This window comes from Bacillus cereus group sp. BcHK124 (assembly GCF_027712065.1).
GTDB lineage: Bacteria > Bacillota > Bacilli > Bacillales > Bacillaceae_G > Bacillus_A > Bacillus_A pacificus.
On sequence record NZ_JAQFPJ010000009.1, the window covers coordinates 72,973 to 89,076 of the forward strand.

Consider the following 16,104-nt stretch of genomic DNA (forward strand, 5'->3'; position numbering starts at 1 on the left):
CCTTTCGAAAAAGAGCAGTTCTTCCTTACGGAAAAAGCCACCACTCAGATGAATCTGGCGTGTGCTACAAGCCCCGACAAGTCGAGTACACATGGATGGTTGACACACCCACTAAGCTATGCGCGAAGCAACAGCCTTACGTTTTTGTACTTCTAATAAAATCGGTGTTTTCACTTTGAGGTGGTCATCCAATTCTACAACTTTTGATTTTTCCAATGTATTCAGCGCACCATTAATATCAGCGTGAATACATGTTCCTGATTGACTTCGATACAGACCACGCGTGATTCGTTTGCCACTAAAGCGATAATGCGTCCTATCATCCTTAGACAAAACAGGAACCGGATCTTTATCAAGAAAACTAGCTTTTGAAGTATAGCTTTCTTCTTGTTTTAAAAATCGTATACCTTCTTTTATACATTTATTCTCAATCGCTGCAATCAGTTTATGAAACGGGATTTGAACAAATGTTTGATTATTCTTTTTCCCTATATCAGATTTTTGTTTCCAACCCGTGTTATACCCTACAACAATCGTATCTATATCAAATTCTCTCACTTTTTTGAACAACAGGCCTACCGCTTGTGAAATGTAACCATTTATTTGTCTTTCCCTTTTATGCCAAAGTGCTGCCATTTTGTTCGTTACAACACGTTTGGAAATTCCATTGTCCATATTTTTTTGTTGCAGATTACATACCATTTTGTTGAAATATTGGTTTATGGATTTTGATTTTTTTCCATCAATTAAAAATGCATCACCTGTATTGGTTACGCAACTTAATAATCTATCTACACCTAAATCGCAACTCAAAGCAATACTTGTGGTCGTGGGTGTTTTCTTCATTTGAGAAACATGCATTTCATATGTGTAATGCACCTCAAAGAACCGACCTTTTTGCTTCGGTACAATCTCAATGTAGGAGATTTTTTTATTTCTTATATTTTTAGGCATACGTATTTGAATAGAACCAAACTTTTTTCTGAATGCAACACTCATCGGAATCATCCAATACCCGTTGTCATCTACTTTTGGAACTTGATAGATTTCAATAATTCGTTTGTCAGTTGTAGAAGAATAATTCGGAAACTTAGGACGACCTGCGAAGGTTTCAGGTTTTTTCTTCCACTGTTCCATTGCTTTAAAAAAGCTCTTCACTTCTGTAAATAAGGCTCTACGAATCGCTTGAACAGAGTTTGATTGAATGCCCCAGTAGTTCATATCGGCTTGCATGGCAGTGTCCACTTCTTTTACAGTAGCCATCTTGTTATGATTCAAGTAACTTTGTTTAATCGTGTACAATCCAACATTTCGCAATGCTTTTGAACTATGTGACATGCGCTGAAGTAACCGAAATTCTTTTGCAGTCAGGCAAGCTCGTCCAATATTCTGTTTCTGCGTGAAACGTTGCATGTCTTCTCTTTTCTTTTGTTTACGTAATACTTTCACTGCTTTCTTTCTAACCATTGTTTTCACCACCTTTCTTAGAAAGTTCATTACTTTTGACAAATCAATATTTGGAACGCAATGCAAAAATAGTCTTCATCACAATTCCTATTGGTTCAAGTAACAAAATGATTATAATTATCAAATTTCGGTGTCTTACGATATATTCCCTCCTTATCTAAGGACAGATTATATAACGAGTAGAAGATTTTGTCCTACGTAAAAGTTTCCTAAATAAAAAGACGCTACCTCAGTAGCGTCTTTGCTTCTTTTATTAATGTCCACCGTGCCCTTGACCACTTTCCAGAACAATCTCTAACCTCTCATCCAATATACCTTGTGTTTCAAATGAAATATCATTCGTACTGCCTAATAAGAAACCGTGATTATACGGGCCAAGTGTTGGGTCATCTTTAAACTTCGGCTGAATACTAGCAAGAAAGTCATACACTGGTTGTGAAGCTTTTCCTTCCTCTAATAAGATAACGGGGGCATGTTTACCCATATGTGAAAATGGTGCTCCTGCAACTGCTAAGTCTGGTGTTTTGCTTGAAACAAATGATACACCGTGACCTGGTTTTGTGAACCCCCATCCAAATTTTGTTTTTTCATCTTTAAACTTTGCAAATGCAATAGAATTTTCTACTGGAGTCTCTCCACTAATACGCGTTACTTTCCCGTATTTGCTTAACTCTTTTTCTACTTCTTTTGAAATGATTTTTTCTGGTCCTAGTACATATATATTTGCTTTATCTTTTCGCATCTTTAATGCCTCTATCGTCGCTTCTGGCACTTTATTCTTTTCTGTATAAAGTAATGGTTCTGGCATATGAGAAATCCAGTTTACAGCTGGTGTTGTATATAAACGCCCTTCTTCTTCAGACGAACCGATAATAACACTATGCGGATAACTACCTGTTATATCCGCATACTCTTTATCAACATCTTTAGCAAAGATAGCTGGATCCGTTTCCTTTATTTGCTTTACTTTATAATCTTTTAATTGCTCCAGTGCGGCTGCCCCTATATCCCCCATCACCATAATTTGTGTTCCATCTTTCGTTCCGAGCGGATTTAGCCGTTTTATTTCTTTTAACGTCATCTCGGGTACCTTTTCTTTTTCTATAAATAAAATCGGTCCGTTATTCGGATGATGAATAAGGTCTGCACTTGCAATACCTAATTGCCACTCGTTTACTGGTACTAAAATAATAGCGCCTGGCTGATTCTCTTTATGTGTTGCTGGCCATATCGTCTGCGAAGTTAATACTGCCATTTGAAGAGGATCATTTGTGTTTAATCTCGTTACATTTTTGAAACTTGTCGTTAATAAATCATTTGATGCACCTTGATTCATTTCTTTCGGTGCAGTTACCTCCTGATTCATTTTCATTTCCTTCTGCTCTGTTTTCTTCTCTTCTTTCGATTCATGATTTTTATGATCCGTGTTCGTTTGTCCACATGCAGCAAGACCAACTGCTGTAACTATTGTTATCCCAAAGATTCGGGTCATCTTTTTCACTATACCGCCTCCGTATAAATCGTTTTCGAGCCAATATCATTACCTAAAATGGAATTTCAACTTTACAATAACAAGCAATTCTGAAGAAATTATGCAGACGCATTACAATCTGCACCATTTCTTCATGATTTTGCATTACAATTTAAGTAAAAATTATATATGGAGGGCTCTCTATGATTGATATACTGCTCGTAGACGATGAACCGCGAATGCTTGAATTATTAACGCTTTATCTTACTCCAATTGGATATAACTGCATATGTGCACAATCCGGAGAAGAAGCGATTTCACATATAGAAAATCAAAACTTTAAATTTATTTTACTCGATATTATGATGCCAAAGATGGACGGATGGGAAACGTGCAAAAAAATCCGCTCATTTAGTAACGTTCCTATCATTATGGTAACAGCTCGTGATCAAACTGTAGATCTCGTCCGAGGATTAAAAATCGGAGCGGATGATTACGTAACGAAACCTTTCCATGAGGAGGAACTTTTCGCAAGAATTGAAGCTGTTTTAAGGCGCACAAATGAACATAAACAAATCCAATATCACGGGATTATATGGGATGAAGCGAAGCACTCCGTTTCTGTCCATAATGAAGAACTTTTTCTTACTCCAATCGAATTCTCTTTACTCGGATTATTTTTACGTCATGTGAACTACGTATTAAGCCGAGATCAGCTCATTGAACGAATTTGGGGATTAAATACAAATACAGAAGATAGAACAGTCGATTCACATATTCGTAATTTGCGTGATAAATTACGAAAAGTAAATTTCCCTATTGATAATCATTTAAAAACTGTGTACGGAGTCGGATATCGATGGGTTGATACTTTAGATTAAGGAGCAAAACGATGAAGCGAATTTCTATTCAGCTCGGATTTTATTTTTTAATTGTTACACTTTTAATCGAAAGTGTTCTATTTGTCTTGCTTTATTATAGCCTTGTCAACAATAGAGTAAATGAAGAAATGACAGCTTTATTAAAGCGCGGAAATAGTCACAGAGATGTCCTTGAAAAGTATTTTGATAAGCAAACAATCTCCCATGTTGCGCTAATGGAATCCGAGGCCGAAACGACTGTTGTTATTACAAATGCAAATAAGGATGTACTAGCTAAATCCAACGAAATAAATACTACTATAAAAAGACATATTGAAAAGATGCAAACACGGACAGATCATGAAGGCGCAATTATAGAGAATCATTGGAAAACATCTAATTATATATGTACAGTTAGTCCCATTGTAATAGATGGAAAACATGAAGGCTATGTGTACATGTTTCTTGGGACAGAATCCATTGAAAAGATGGTGAATGGGCTAACAAGACAATTCATTATTGCTGGGATCATTACTTTTCTATTAACAGCCATCACCATCTTTCTATTATCACGTTTGTTAACAAAACCATTGTTACACATGAAACATGCCACTGAAAAAATGAGTAAAGGAGATTTATCCGTTTCATTAACAACTACTCGAAATGATGAAATTGGTGAACTAGCATCATCTATTCAAACACTCGCAAATGATTTACATTATATGAAAACAGAGCGAAGTGAATTTCTGGCAAGTGTTGCTCATGAATTACGAACACCATTAACATACGTAAGAGGTTATGCTGACATTGCTTCAAAAGAAGCAACATCTCCTGAGCAACGTTTGCGGTATTTATCTATTATAAAAGATGAGTCTGATTACATCACAAACTTAGTTCAAGATTTGTTTTCCCTTGCACAAATGGAACAACATAACTTTTCTATTCAAGTAAAGGAAGTGCATTTACACACCTTCCTGACTCGCATAGCTGAAAAAGTAAATGCCATATATAAAGAAAAACACATTAGAGTTTCTTTCTCTTGTCCTCCTACACTGCTAGTGAACTTAGATGAACAACGCTTCGAACAAGTTGTGGTGAACATTTTAAATAACGCTTATAGACATTCAAAAGAGTATTCTCTTATCCACATTTCTGTTACTGAAGAACATAAAAGTATTTCTATTACAATTGAAGATGAAGGTGAAGGTATTCCGCTTGAAGACCTCCCTCACATTTTCGACCGCTTTTATCGAGTTGATAAAGCGAGATCACGAGCTACAGGCGGAACTGGTTTAGGATTATCTATCGTGAAAGAAATTGTAGAGCTACACGGTGGGAATATTACTGTAATGAGTGAAGTCGACCACGGATCTTGCTTTATTATTTCATTGCCATCTATACAAAAACACGACTACCATCAGTAGTCGTGTTTCTTTATCATCTTACTTTATAATATAAATTTACAAATTGCCCAAAACGTTTCGTATCTGTTAAAGTTAAATGAATTTCCGGGTTCTTATCTTGGAATAACGGAACTCCCGAGCCTAATATATGCGGTGTAATCGTAACAACATATTCATCAATTAAATTATTCTTAAAGAATTCTCTTAGTAGACTTCCTCCACCAACCATCCATATTTTAGATCCTTCTTGCTCTTTCAACCTTTTTGTAAACTCCACTACATCTTCACTTACAAACTCCACGTATTCATTTGAACCTTTTTCTGAGTTAGAGAAAACATAACATTTTTTATCTACATACGGGAATGTTTCCATATGCTCTACTACATAATCGTACGTTCTTTTTCCCATGATTATCGTATCAATTGTTTCATACATTTCTGTATAACCGTTATCTCCCTCTCCTTCTGTTTCCATTAACCACTGTAAATCATCATCTTCTTTGGCAATATATCCATCTAAGCTCGCCGCAATAAATAAAACAATTTCACGTGACATCTCTTTCCCTCCTTGCATCTCATCTTGATAACATATGATGTAAACAATATACTAACAATAAAACATGACAATTTATGTCATGTTAAAAAGAAAAAGGTGATACATTTGTCAAAAGCTAAACGCTTATTAGATATTCTTATATTTGCTTCTGCAAAAAAGACATTTACAGCGCAAGAAATAGCTGATGAATTTAATATTTCCGTTCGTACGGTTCATAGATACATTTTAGATTTGAGTGATATGGGGTTGCCCATTTACGCAGAACAAGGTCGTAACGGCGGCTATAAAGTATTAACGAATAGAGTCATTCCCCCTATTTTATTTACGGAAGAAGAAGCAGTCTCCATCTTTTTTGCATTTCAATCTTTAAGCTACTACCGAGACTTACCTTTTAATACAGAAATCAATTCCGTTACACACAAACTGTACAGCTCTCTACAACATGATGCGAAAGCGAAAGTTGATAAAATACGCTCTTATATTGCTTTCTGGAATCCGAAGAGAACAATTGATACACCTCTTTTAAATGAAGTGTTAACCGCGGCTATTGAAAATAAAGATTTACACTTTCAATACGAATCTAAATCGGGGATAAAAACAAAACATGTTCATCCTATCGGTGTATATGCTCATGACGGGCTATGGTACTTACCATCCTACGACTTCAGTAGAAAAAAAGTATTACTGTATCGCGTTGATCGTATTCTTTCTTTATTATCAACAGAAGAAAATAAAGATACGTTCATGAATTTAGAAGAATGGTTCGACTCTAACTCTAACGTCATAAACATTCCTATCCAATTACATGTTTTACTAACAACAGAAGGTGTACGCCAATGTAAAAGCGTTCCTTACCTTGAAGAATTCGTAGTAGTAAACGAAGATGGGACAGGATATATACATTCAACAATTGATAAAGGAGAAATCAATTTTATTACGCCTTTATTTTATAGGCTTGGAAAAGATGCACAAGTGTTAGAACCGACAGAATTGATAGATGGTTTACGTATACGTGCGAAAGAAATTTTACATATGTATGGAGACGAAAAAAGCTGCAAAATATAAGCAGCCTTTTTCGTCCATTTGTTTCTATTATTTTGACTGTTGACGAATATCAAACCACCAACGATGTTTCGCATTCATATTTTCAGTGCCACCATCCCTTCTGTAATGGAAAGCATCAAGAAAGATTGAATCTAGTTTATCCTCATCTACAAAATAACCTAAGTTAACTTTCATCGTTTGTCCTGGTCGGATACTGCCAATATTGTAAAAACTTTTTCCATCTCCGTGAGGTTCTAAATAATCAACTTCACCTGTCATAATACGCGTTGCGTCCATTCCCTCTTCTTTAGCGTATTTCCATGCATTCCCTTCAAATTTAAGCTGTTTTATGGATGGATGCATATAGATTTCTTCTGTCGACTTTTTACCAATATTTTTCACTGTTGTTGTTAAATAGACAAATTTAACATTAACTAATTTCGAATCTACTAATGTATCAATTGAATCTTTACCATTCCCTAATTTATATTCATCTCGTCTGTACGATAGTAATTTTCCCGTCTGATCTAAAGCCTTATTCTTGCTTAATATCTCTAGGCCAAGTTCATTAAAGTTCTCTTGTTTAAAATCTTTGATTGAATCAAAGACTTCAACTTTTTCTATCACATATTCAATTTGGCTGTTATCCATAGATATCGTTACTGGCACCTTTTGTCCTATATGAAATAGTCGTTTACTATCTTTTTTCAATGGAATCACCTTATTTTCTTTCGGTTCAGCTGCTTTGGTAAAGCGATTTTCATCATAATCTGCTATATATGATGCCTTTTCTTTTGACGTAGGCTCAAGGGAAATATTCCCTAACACATCTATCATTTGTTCTTCGTTTATATCTGATCCAATAAAACTTTCTAACATAATCCCTTCTTTCTCAAAAAAGAGAAAGACCTTCCTGTCAAACATTACATTGTTGTTTCCAGTTTCTTTATGAATAATTACTGCTTTCTTACCATTTATCTCTTTTTCTTCATAGCTTTTTGAGTACAAAGTCTGAAAGTCCGCATTTTCCCCTACCCTCCAAAGACTAAATGAAAACCCACCCATTGCGTCATTATCTTTAAATGAATATTTCATAGCAGAGTCATCAATTGCTTCCATATTTTCTGGCAATTTACCAACCTTCAACTTATACCACTTATCACTCTTTTTCGAATCCTTATTTGTTAAGGAAACATTTACTTCGTAATTTTGTTTTTGAACAATCATATTATAGACTTTCACTGCACCAAAAACGGTTGTCGGCATGCCAATCAATAAGCAAGCAGCAGCGATTAACATACGATGTCTTTTACGCTTTTTCTGCGGTTGTCCATCTTTCAGCTTCATTTCTTCCATAAACAATTTCTTTTTGCGCGTATATGTATGTGAAAATTCATGTTGTTCTTCGAGTTTATCAAAATCATCTAAAGCAATCTTTTCAGCAAGTTCATATATTTCTTTGGAGTTCTTTGAATTCGTCATGTTGTATACCTCCTATAATAGTTTGGACTCGTTTTCGAGCGCGTTCAAACTGCTTGCGGACATTGACCTCCGTTATCCCCATAACACTTGAAATTTCTTGATACGTTAAGTTATAGAAGACTTTGTACTTAAACACCTGTCTATTAGATTCATTTAACTCTTTTAGCAATGCATCAATTTGAACCTCAGACATTTTACGTTTTTCCCACTCTTCAATATTTTCATCTACTGCCTCTACTGATTCTCTTTCATATTCTTCTAAAAATGTTTCATGTCGTTTATTTTTCCGGTAACTATCAATCGCCTTGTTTTTCGTGACCCTCAATATGTAACGTTTAAGCTCTTCAGTGCTCAAGCTATGGAGCTTTGCCAGGTTCTTATAAAGAGTAATAAACGTCTCTTGAACCACATCTTCAGCCTGTTGAATATTATTTAAAATAGAATACGCTACATAATAAATCTTTTGTTCATACAACTCATATAGCTCTTCCATCTTTTCATAATCGTTGTTTGTAACCTTCATATAATTCCTCCTCTCACTCTATATAACGAATGAGCACCATACTTTGTGACACTGCAAAATCTTTTTATAGATAAAATTTAATAATAGGATAAACAAAAGCCCAATTTCTCTATTTTAACTGAGAAATTGGGCTTTTTAATATTAGAATTTTCCTGACCGCTACGCCTTTTCAATAAGCAGCATATGCTCTATCGCTTCTTTTAACAAATGCTTAGTCTCTTCAAAATTATGATTGTGCTTTTCTCCCGATTGTACCGTATAAAATTCAGCAAACGAGCGCTCTTTATATCTTGGTACGACATGCATATGGTAATGTGTTAACTCGTTAAATACTCCACCATTTTGACAAACTGTAACTCCATCTGGTTTATATAATGCCTTAATCGCTTTTGCAATAATCTTAGAAGCATCCATAATGGATTTTGCTACAATATCATCTAATTCATCTACTTCTACAACATGTTGTTTTGGCACAATTAAAGTATGTCCCGGATAGAAAGGTGCATGATCTAAAAAGCCTGTTACATAGTCATCTTCATATATTTTATATATAATTTCTTCTTCGTTGGCTAATTTACACCCTAAACATTCCATCATATTTCCCCCTTTATTAAAAACATAAAAACGTGAGAGCCGTATTCTCACGTTTTTATGTTTTATTTTATTAGTTCAATTGTTTCCGTAACCTTTATACTACCTTTTACAGATTGAACAATCGTGCAATTTTTCACTGCCAGTTGCAGTGCCTTGTCCAACTTCTCTTCTGTAATGTTTTGTGCTTTAATTTTATAATGCAAATGAACACTTTCAACTGGTTTTGATAATGCTTCACTTCTACCAATTTCCGTTTCAATTGTAAACGTATCATATGTAATACGTTTCTTTTCTAAAATTGTTCGAAAGACAATTGCACTACATCCTGCGATTGAAGAAATGAGTAATTGTAACGGTGAATACCCGTTTTCTTTTCCAATCGCTAATTGACCATACGATAAATCTGCCTCAATATCATCTTGTTTGATGGTTAGTTTCATTTGTTGTCTCCACCTTCATCGGTTTCTGCCGTTTCTTATTTATATAATAATATATATAGCAGAAAATGATAAATGGAATACCACAATATAACGCCATTCGTTGTTCTGGAATAAACGCTAAACTAATAACAACGATACTATTTGTAATTAAAGCTAAAATTGGGACGATTGGGTATAGTGGTGTTCTATACTTTAAGTCCTCTAACTTTCCTCCGCCTTTTATATACTGACTTCTAAAGCGAAGTTGCGATAAAGCAATAATGATCCAACTTGATACAGCTGATAAACCAGCTATAGATAATAAGTACATGTATACTGTATCTTCTGCAAGGAAACTTGTTAATAAAGATAAAGCAGCTACAGCAATTGTTACAACTAGTGCTGTAATTGGAATACCACGCTTATTTACTTTCTGGAAAGACTTTGGTGCCATTCCTTCATTTGCAAGTGACCATAGTATACGAGTTGCCGCATATAATCCTGAATTCGCTACAGATAGTAACGCTGTAATAATAACGAAGTTCATAATATCAGCTGCATATGGAATACCGATTTTATCAAATACAACTACGAACGGACTTTCAATTACGCCTGCTTCCTTCCAAGAAATTAATCCTACTAAAATCGTCATTGTTAAAATGAAGAATAACATGATGCGCCATACTGTATTACGGATTGCACGTGGAATTGTTTTTTCTGGATTTTCACTTTCTCCCGCTGCAATTCCGATTAACTCTGTTCCTTGGAACGAGAAATTAACTGTAATCATTGTAAGTAATACGGCAGCTAGTCCATTCGGGAATAATCCACCATCGCTTACAAAGTTAGAGAAAAGAGGTGCTGCTTCTTTTCCGTCATATGATATAAACCCTAATAATGCACTACCACCAAGAACAACAAATGCAAGAATTGTAATTACTTTAATACTAGAAAACCAAAATTCTAATTCAGCATAACTTTTCGCCGAAATTGCGTTTGAAGCATATAAAATAACACCGAATACAAGGCACCATACCCAAACATCAACATTCGGAAACCATCTTTTCATCATTAAACCGATTGACGTTAATTCTAGTCCTACTGTTACTGCCCAGCCAAGCCAATATAGCCAACCGATCATAAAGCCCGTTCCTGGTCCAATAAACTTCGTCGCATACTTTTGGAAAGAACCTGAAACTGGCATTGCTACCGTTAACTCTCCCAGACAAAGCATTGTTAAATACATAATAAATCCGCCTACTAAATATGAAAGGATGGCTCCCCCTGGTCCAGCCTGATTAATGGTGTAACCTGAACCTAAGAAAAAACCAGTTCCGATTACACCACCTAGTGCGATCATAAATAAATGTCTACTCTTCATCGTACGATGTAATTTCTCATTCGTTTGTTGCTGCATCTAAATCCTCCCCCTACCAATACCCCTATATCTTGTTAAAATTTTCTGATAATAAAAATATACACGAAAGCGATTACATTTTCTATATAAAATTAAAACTTTTCTGATAAAATAATATAAAAAATCGAATTATTGCAAGATTTAGATTCTATTTAGAGGAAAATAAGGAGAAACAAGAAAAAAACTCTTACATATATTGTAAGAGTCAACGGAGTTCTAACCTTCTCGATAAAATTGATAAACTATAATTTACGATAAAATACATACAAGCTACTACTATAAACGTTGGAATCATATAATTTACATTTTGTCCGCTAATAATTTGAGCATTATGAATAAGCTCTGGCAGTGATATAACGACTGCTAGCGCTGTATCTTTCAGCAATGAAATAAACTGACTGACAAGCGGCGGAACCATTCTTCTTAATGCTTGTGATAAAATAATATGCCAAAGCGCTTGAACATACGTTAATCCTGAAGATCTTGCGGCCTCAATCTGTCCTTTTTCAATCGATAATAGACCACTTCGAACAATTTCAGATATCATTGCTGCTTCAAATATTGTTAACGCAACAATTGTAGCTGTTATAATTTCTAATTTCAATCCTGCTTCTGGAAGTGCAAAATACGTGAAAAATATAATTAAAAGTAGTGGTAAGTTTCGAATGACTTCAACAATAATCCCCAATATTTGTGAGACGACAGGGATTTTCATGTAGCGCAATATTCCTATTACACTACCAATAATAAAGCTAAGTACAATCGCTACGAGCGCTACCTCTAATGTGATAAGTAACCCTTTTAATAAAAAGAGAATATGATCACCTGTTATTGCTCCCTTAAAATCCATTTACACCGCCTCCTTTGCTAAGCGTTTTTCTAAATAACGCACTAACATACTGAGCGGAATTGTTAATATTAAATAAAACATCCCGACAAATATATAAACGTCGAACGTAACAAACGTCTTCGTTGAAATTAAATCTCCTTGATACATTAAATCCATACCAGCGATAATTCCGAGTATGGAAGAGTTTTTTACTAAATTGAGAAATTGATTTCCTAGAGGAGGAATTACGATTTTCATCGCTTGGGGTAAAACGACATGGTACATCGCTTGCGTGTAAGTCAATCCTGAAGAACGTGCTGCCTCCATTTGGCCTTTCGCGACTGATAAAATACCAGCGCGAATGACTTCCGCAATAAACGCTGCCGTATATACGGTAAGCGTAACTGTTCCTGCTACAAAACCATTTAAAGTAATTCCTATTACAGGTAAAGCGAAATAGAATATAAATGCAATTAATACGAGCGGAATATTTCTTACAAATTCTACAATAGCAGCTCCCAACCAATTTAAAATGCGAATCGGTGCAATACGCATTACCGCTAATATTATGCCTAAAATAAAACTGCCTATTAATGCGATTACACTAGACATCACTGTATATTTAAATCCTTCTAAATACATATCAATGTTATTCGTTAATATAGAAAAATCAGGCACATATTCTCCCCTCTTTCTTTACAAGAAGAGGATGAGTGCTCTCATCCTCTCGCTTTTACTATTTATCACTTTACTTCTCTGGTTTTTGCCCAATCCATTTCTCATATAATTTGTCATACTCTCCGCTTGCTTTCATGTCTTTAATTAAACTATTAATCTCTTTCGTTAAATCATCTGCACCTTTTTGCACTGCAATTCCGTACGGCTCATCCGTAAAAATTTTCCCGACAACTTCATAATTTGAATCTTGTTTTGCCATGCCGTAAAGAATTGCATTATCTGTTGTTAAAACATCACCTTTTCCTGCTTTTAACGCTGTAAATGCCTCACTATAATTTTCAAATTCTAATACAGTCGCTTCTGGTGATTTTTGGCGAATGTTATTTGTAGACGTTGAACCTTTTACTGCTAACACTTTTACGCCCTTTTTCACATCATCAATACTTTTAATATCGCTCCCTTTTTTCACGAGTAACGATTGCCCTGCTTTAAAATATACATCTGAAAAATCGACTTCTTTTTTACGTTCTTCTGTAATTGTCATTGTTGCAATAATTGCATCAATGTCACCGTTTTTCAGTAGTGGAATACGCGTTTTAGATGTTACCTCTTTCAACTCTAGTTTCTTTTCATCCCCAAGAATCTTTTTCGCAAGCGCCTTTGCAACATCAACATCAAATCCTTCTACCTGCCCTGTCGAAGGATTTTTCAATCCAAATAAGTTCGTATCATTCTTCACCCCAACTACTAACTTCCCGCGCTTCTTAATTTGCTCAACGGCTCCGCCTTGCTTCGTATTGGTTTGTTTCGCCTCATCTTTTTTACTTCCGCATCCAGCAACGACAAGTACGAATAGACATGAAAATACGATTAACGTAAACAACTTTTTCATTTTAAGCATAAAACTCCTCCTTTAATGGTTTAACACTCGGCTTAAAAATAGACGCGCTCTTTCTTGTTCAGGACTTGCAAAAAATTGCGCCGGTGTTGTATCCTCAATGATTTTGCCATCATCCATAAATAAAATCCGATCAGCTACCTCCCGCGCGAATCCCATCTCATGCGTGACAACGACCATCGTCATCCCTTCTTTAGCTAGCGTTTTCATAACATCAAGTACTTCCCCGATCATCTCTGGATCAAGAGCAGACGTAGGTTCATCGAATAGCATAATCTCCGGCTGCATCGCAAGCCCTCTAGCAATTGCCACCCGTTGCTGTTGTCCTCCAGATAATTGATGTGGATACACGTTAGCCTTCTCTGGAATTCCTACTTTCTCTAAATAAAACATCGCTGTTTGTTCTGCTTCCTCTTTTGAAATTTTATTTACTTTAATAGGTGCTAATGTAATATTTTGAAGAACTGTTTTATGTGGATATAAATAAAAATGTTGAAAGACCATTCCGATATTTCGGCGTAATTCATTCATATCTGTTTTCGCATTGTGTACCTCCGTATTTTGTACAATTAACTCTCCATCTGTAATTGACTCTAACTGGTTTATACACCGAAGTAATGTACTTTTTCCTGATCCTGAAGGCCCAACAACTACTACCACTTCACCTTTTTTCACTTGCACATTAATATCTTTTAAAACTTGAAAGGTACCATAATATTTATTTACGTTACGAAACTCTATCAACATACTCACCCCTTCCCCTAACAAAGCATGTACATTCTTTTTATATTCAAAAATAGGCAAAAAAATAACTTCCAGCCTCATTTTGTCCATAAAAAAAGCAAAGGAATTTCCCCTTTGCTTTTTCATTTCTATTCCATTACGATACTTCTTCTTTCTTATCTTTTCCATATTCATGCTCCCAGAAATCAGCATTTTTAATTCCTAATGGCCCTGGATCGAATACTGGATCTTTTCCTTCTTTTTTCTGCTTTTCATAATCCTTTAATGCAACTAATGCAGGTTTTTGTAATAGTAAAATCGCAATGATATTTACCCACGCCATAATTCCTACACCGATATCACCTAAAGCCCAAGCTGTTGCTGCTGTTTTTATACAACCGTAGAATACAGCTCCTAAGAATACAAACTTTAGTACCATGGACATCCAAGGACGGTCTTTATCACGATTTAAGTACGCGATATTCGTTTCTGCAATGTAGTAATACGCCATAATTGTTGTAAAGGCAAAGAATAATAACGAGATTGCAACGAAACCGTTTCCAAATCCAGGGAAAACAGATTCTACTGCCGCCTGTGTATACCCCGGTCCTGGCTGAGCACCATTTAATTTATTTACGATAAAGTTTTTTCCGCTTGCATCAAATACGTTATACATGCCTGTAATAATCATCATAAATGCTGTTGCTGAACAAACAAATAATGTATCAATGTAAACGGAAAATGCTTGCACTAAACCTTGCTTAGCTGGATGTGATACTTCAGCTGCTGCCGCTGCATGTGGCCCAGTTCCTTGCCCTGCTTCATTAGAATAAATACCACGTTTTACTCCCCAAGAAATTGCTAAACCGATAATACCACCAAATGCTGCTTCTAATGCAAACGCACTTCTTATAATTAACATAAATGCTTCTGGCAATTTTTCAATATTCATAGCGACAATAACACAAGCTACTAAAATATACCCAACAGCCATAAAAGGTACGACAACTTGCGCTACGTTAACAATTCTCTTTACTCCACCGAAGATGATAAGAGCTAATACAACAACCAATAAAGCCCCTGATAATGTAGTGTTAATTCCAAAAGCTGTCTCTAAACTTACAGCGATACTATTTGCTTGCACACCCGGTAATAAAAGCCCCGTTGCTAGAATTGTCGCTGCCACGAATACTAAAGCATACCATTTAACCCCTAAACCTTTTTCAATGTAATAAGCAGGTCCACCGCGAAACTGTCCTTGATGTTTCGTCTTATATATTTGTGCGAGTGTAGATTCTACATAAGCTGATCCTGCTCCTAAAAAGGCTACTGCCCACATCCAAAATACAGCTCCTGGTCCACCGAAGGCAACCGCTGTTGCTACCCCAGCTATATTCCCTGTCCCAACACGCCCTGATAATGAAAGTGCTAACGCTTGGAACGAAGAAACACCAGCCTCTGATTTTTCTCCTTGAAATGTCAGTTTCACCATTTCTCCTACATGTCTTACTTGTAAAAACTTCGTTCGAATAGAAAAATATAAACCTACCCCTAAACATAAATAAACAAGTGCTGGACTCCAAACAATATTATTTAACCAATTTACGAAAGCTTCCAACATTCCCCCTCCTTCTTTATAAAGAATATTCAGAATATATATAAAATTATAAGTGTATACCGAATCTAGGACAATATTATTTTAATAAAGTAAACATATTTTTGTATAAAAAAACAAAGTAT

The 16,104-nt window shown here is 35.5% G+C and carries 16 protein-coding genes; 3 read left to right on the top strand and 13 right to left on the bottom strand.

What is annotated here, in order from left to right; translation table 11 throughout:
• Positions 1-111: 111 nt before the first annotated feature.
• Entirely contained in the window at positions 112-1,467 is a 1,356-nt protein-coding gene (locus PDK19_RS15635; RefSeq protein WP_000251806.1) for an RNA-guided endonuclease TnpB family protein, read from the bottom strand.
• Positions 1,468-1,720: 253 nt separating this feature from the next.
• Positions 1,721-2,968: a cell wall-binding repeat-containing protein gene (locus tag PDK19_RS15640; protein WP_074568106.1), complete on the bottom strand. Its 1,248-nt coding sequence runs from the start codon at positions 2,966-2,968 to the stop codon at positions 1,721-1,723.
• A gap of 173 nt (positions 2,969-3,141) precedes the next feature.
• Here PDK19_RS15640 and PDK19_RS15645 point away from each other — a divergent pair, with 173 nt between their 5' ends.
• Positions 3,142-3,819 (top strand): response regulator transcription factor, encoded by a 678-nt coding sequence (locus PDK19_RS15645; RefSeq protein ID WP_000565452.1) that lies wholly within the window; start codon positions 3,142-3,144, stop codon positions 3,817-3,819.
• A gap of 11 nt (positions 3,820-3,830) precedes the next feature.
• The gene (locus tag PDK19_RS15650) at positions 3,831-5,222 is read left to right on the top strand and encodes a sensor histidine kinase (protein WP_000822569.1); all 1,392 of its coding nucleotides are present in this window, start codon (positions 3,831-3,833) and stop codon (positions 5,220-5,222) included.
• Positions 5,223-5,235: 13 nt separating this feature from the next.
• Here PDK19_RS15650 and PDK19_RS15655 read toward each other — a convergent pair whose 3' ends face one another.
• Positions 5,236-5,757, bottom strand: coding sequence for a dihydrofolate reductase family protein (locus PDK19_RS15655; protein WP_000085774.1), 522 nt, complete (start codon positions 5,755-5,757; stop codon positions 5,236-5,238).
• 105 nt (positions 5,758-5,862) lie between these two features.
• On the opposite strand from PDK19_RS15655, the gene PDK19_RS15660 reads away from it, so the two are divergent.
• Positions 5,863-6,822, top strand: a complete 960-nt coding sequence (locus PDK19_RS15660; RefSeq protein ID WP_000030247.1) for a helix-turn-helix transcriptional regulator — start codon at positions 5,863-5,865, stop codon at positions 6,820-6,822.
• Positions 6,823-6,849: 27 nt separating this feature from the next.
• Here PDK19_RS15660 and PDK19_RS15665 read toward each other — a convergent pair whose 3' ends face one another.
• The 10 genes from PDK19_RS15665 to PDK19_RS15710 form a co-directional block, all read right to left on the bottom strand.
• On the bottom strand, positions 6,850-8,283 hold the full coding sequence (locus tag PDK19_RS15665) for a DUF4367 domain-containing protein (RefSeq protein WP_270707531.1): 1,434 nt from the start codon (positions 8,281-8,283) through the stop codon (positions 6,850-6,852).
• Positions 8,249-8,806 (bottom strand): RNA polymerase sigma factor, encoded by a 558-nt coding sequence (locus PDK19_RS15670; protein WP_000869281.1) that lies wholly within the window; start codon positions 8,804-8,806, stop codon positions 8,249-8,251. Before PDK19_RS15670 ends, PDK19_RS15665 begins: the two co-directional genes overlap by 35 nt.
• 159 nt (positions 8,807-8,965) lie before the next feature.
• Positions 8,966-9,400 carry an HIT family protein gene (locus tag PDK19_RS15675; RefSeq protein WP_000388967.1) on the bottom strand — a complete coding sequence of 145 codons (435 nt, stop codon included), beginning with the start codon at positions 9,398-9,400 and terminating at the stop codon, positions 8,966-8,968.
• A 62-nt stretch (positions 9,401-9,462) separates the two neighbouring features.
• On the bottom strand, positions 9,463-9,840 hold the full coding sequence (locus PDK19_RS15680) for an OsmC family protein (protein ID WP_000778861.1): 378 nt from the start codon (positions 9,838-9,840) through the stop codon (positions 9,463-9,465).
• Positions 9,815-11,236 carry an amino acid permease gene (locus tag PDK19_RS15685; protein WP_001187348.1) on the bottom strand — a complete coding sequence of 474 codons (1,422 nt, stop codon included), beginning with the start codon at positions 11,234-11,236 and terminating at the stop codon, positions 9,815-9,817. Before PDK19_RS15685 ends, PDK19_RS15680 begins: the two co-directional genes overlap by 26 nt.
• 205 nt (positions 11,237-11,441) lie before the next feature.
• A complete protein-coding gene (locus PDK19_RS15690; protein ID WP_270707535.1) occupies positions 11,442-12,086 on the bottom strand; it encodes an amino acid ABC transporter permease in 645 nt (214 codons plus the stop codon).
• The gene (locus tag PDK19_RS15695; RefSeq protein WP_001112660.1) at positions 12,087-12,743 is read right to left on the bottom strand and encodes an amino acid ABC transporter permease; all 657 of its coding nucleotides are present in this window, start codon (positions 12,741-12,743) and stop codon (positions 12,087-12,089) included.
• A 70-nt stretch (positions 12,744-12,813) separates the two neighbouring features.
• Positions 12,814-13,644 carry a glutamine ABC transporter substrate-binding protein GlnH gene (gene glnH / locus PDK19_RS15700; protein WP_270707537.1) on the bottom strand — a complete coding sequence of 277 codons (831 nt, stop codon included), beginning with the start codon at positions 13,642-13,644 and terminating at the stop codon, positions 12,814-12,816.
• A gap of 12 nt (positions 13,645-13,656) precedes the next feature.
• On the bottom strand, positions 13,657-14,385 hold the full coding sequence (locus PDK19_RS15705) for an amino acid ABC transporter ATP-binding protein (protein WP_014893317.1): 729 nt from the start codon (positions 14,383-14,385) through the stop codon (positions 13,657-13,659).
• 136 nt (positions 14,386-14,521) lie between these two features.
• Positions 14,522-15,982, bottom strand: coding sequence for an alanine/glycine:cation symporter family protein (locus PDK19_RS15710; RefSeq protein ID WP_014893318.1), 1,461 nt, complete (start codon positions 15,980-15,982; stop codon positions 14,522-14,524).
• Between the last annotated feature and the right edge of the window lie 122 nt (positions 15,983-16,104).

What these genes read in the sequence shown, in the direction of transcription:
- PDK19_RS15635 (WP_000251806.1), bottom strand. Translation starts at nt 1,467, where the DNA reads ATGGTTAGAAAGAAAGCAGTGAAAGTATTACGTAAACAAAAGAAAAGA.
- PDK19_RS15670 (WP_000869281.1), bottom strand. Translation starts at nt 8,806, where the DNA reads ATGAAGGTTACAAACAACGATTATGAAAAGATGGAAGAGCTATATGAG.
- PDK19_RS15675 (WP_000388967.1), bottom strand. Translation starts at nt 9,400, where the DNA reads ATGGAATGTTTAGGGTGTAAATTAGCCAACGAAGAAGAAATTATATAT.
- PDK19_RS15665 (WP_270707531.1), bottom strand. Translation starts at nt 8,283, where the DNA reads ATGACGAATTCAAAGAACTCCAAAGAAATATATGAACTTGCTGAAAAG.
- PDK19_RS15685 (WP_001187348.1), bottom strand. Translation starts at nt 11,236, where the DNA reads ATGCAGCAACAAACGAATGAGAAATTACATCGTACGATGAAGAGTAGA.
- PDK19_RS15650 (WP_000822569.1), top strand. Translation starts at nt 3,831, where the DNA reads ATGAAGCGAATTTCTATTCAGCTCGGATTTTATTTTTTAATTGTTACA.
- PDK19_RS15655 (WP_000085774.1), bottom strand. Translation starts at nt 5,757, where the DNA reads ATGTCACGTGAAATTGTTTTATTTATTGCGGCGAGCTTAGATGGATAT.
- PDK19_RS15645 (WP_000565452.1), top strand. Translation starts at nt 3,142, where the DNA reads ATGATTGATATACTGCTCGTAGACGATGAACCGCGAATGCTTGAATTA.
- glnH (WP_270707537.1), bottom strand. Translation starts at nt 13,644, where the DNA reads ATGCTTAAAATGAAAAAGTTGTTTACGTTAATCGTATTTTCATGTCTA.
- PDK19_RS15680 (WP_000778861.1), bottom strand. Translation starts at nt 9,840, where the DNA reads ATGAAACTAACCATCAAACAAGATGATATTGAGGCAGATTTATCGTAT.
- PDK19_RS15690 (WP_270707535.1), bottom strand. Translation starts at nt 12,086, where the DNA reads ATGGATTTTAAGGGAGCAATAACAGGTGATCATATTCTCTTTTTATTA.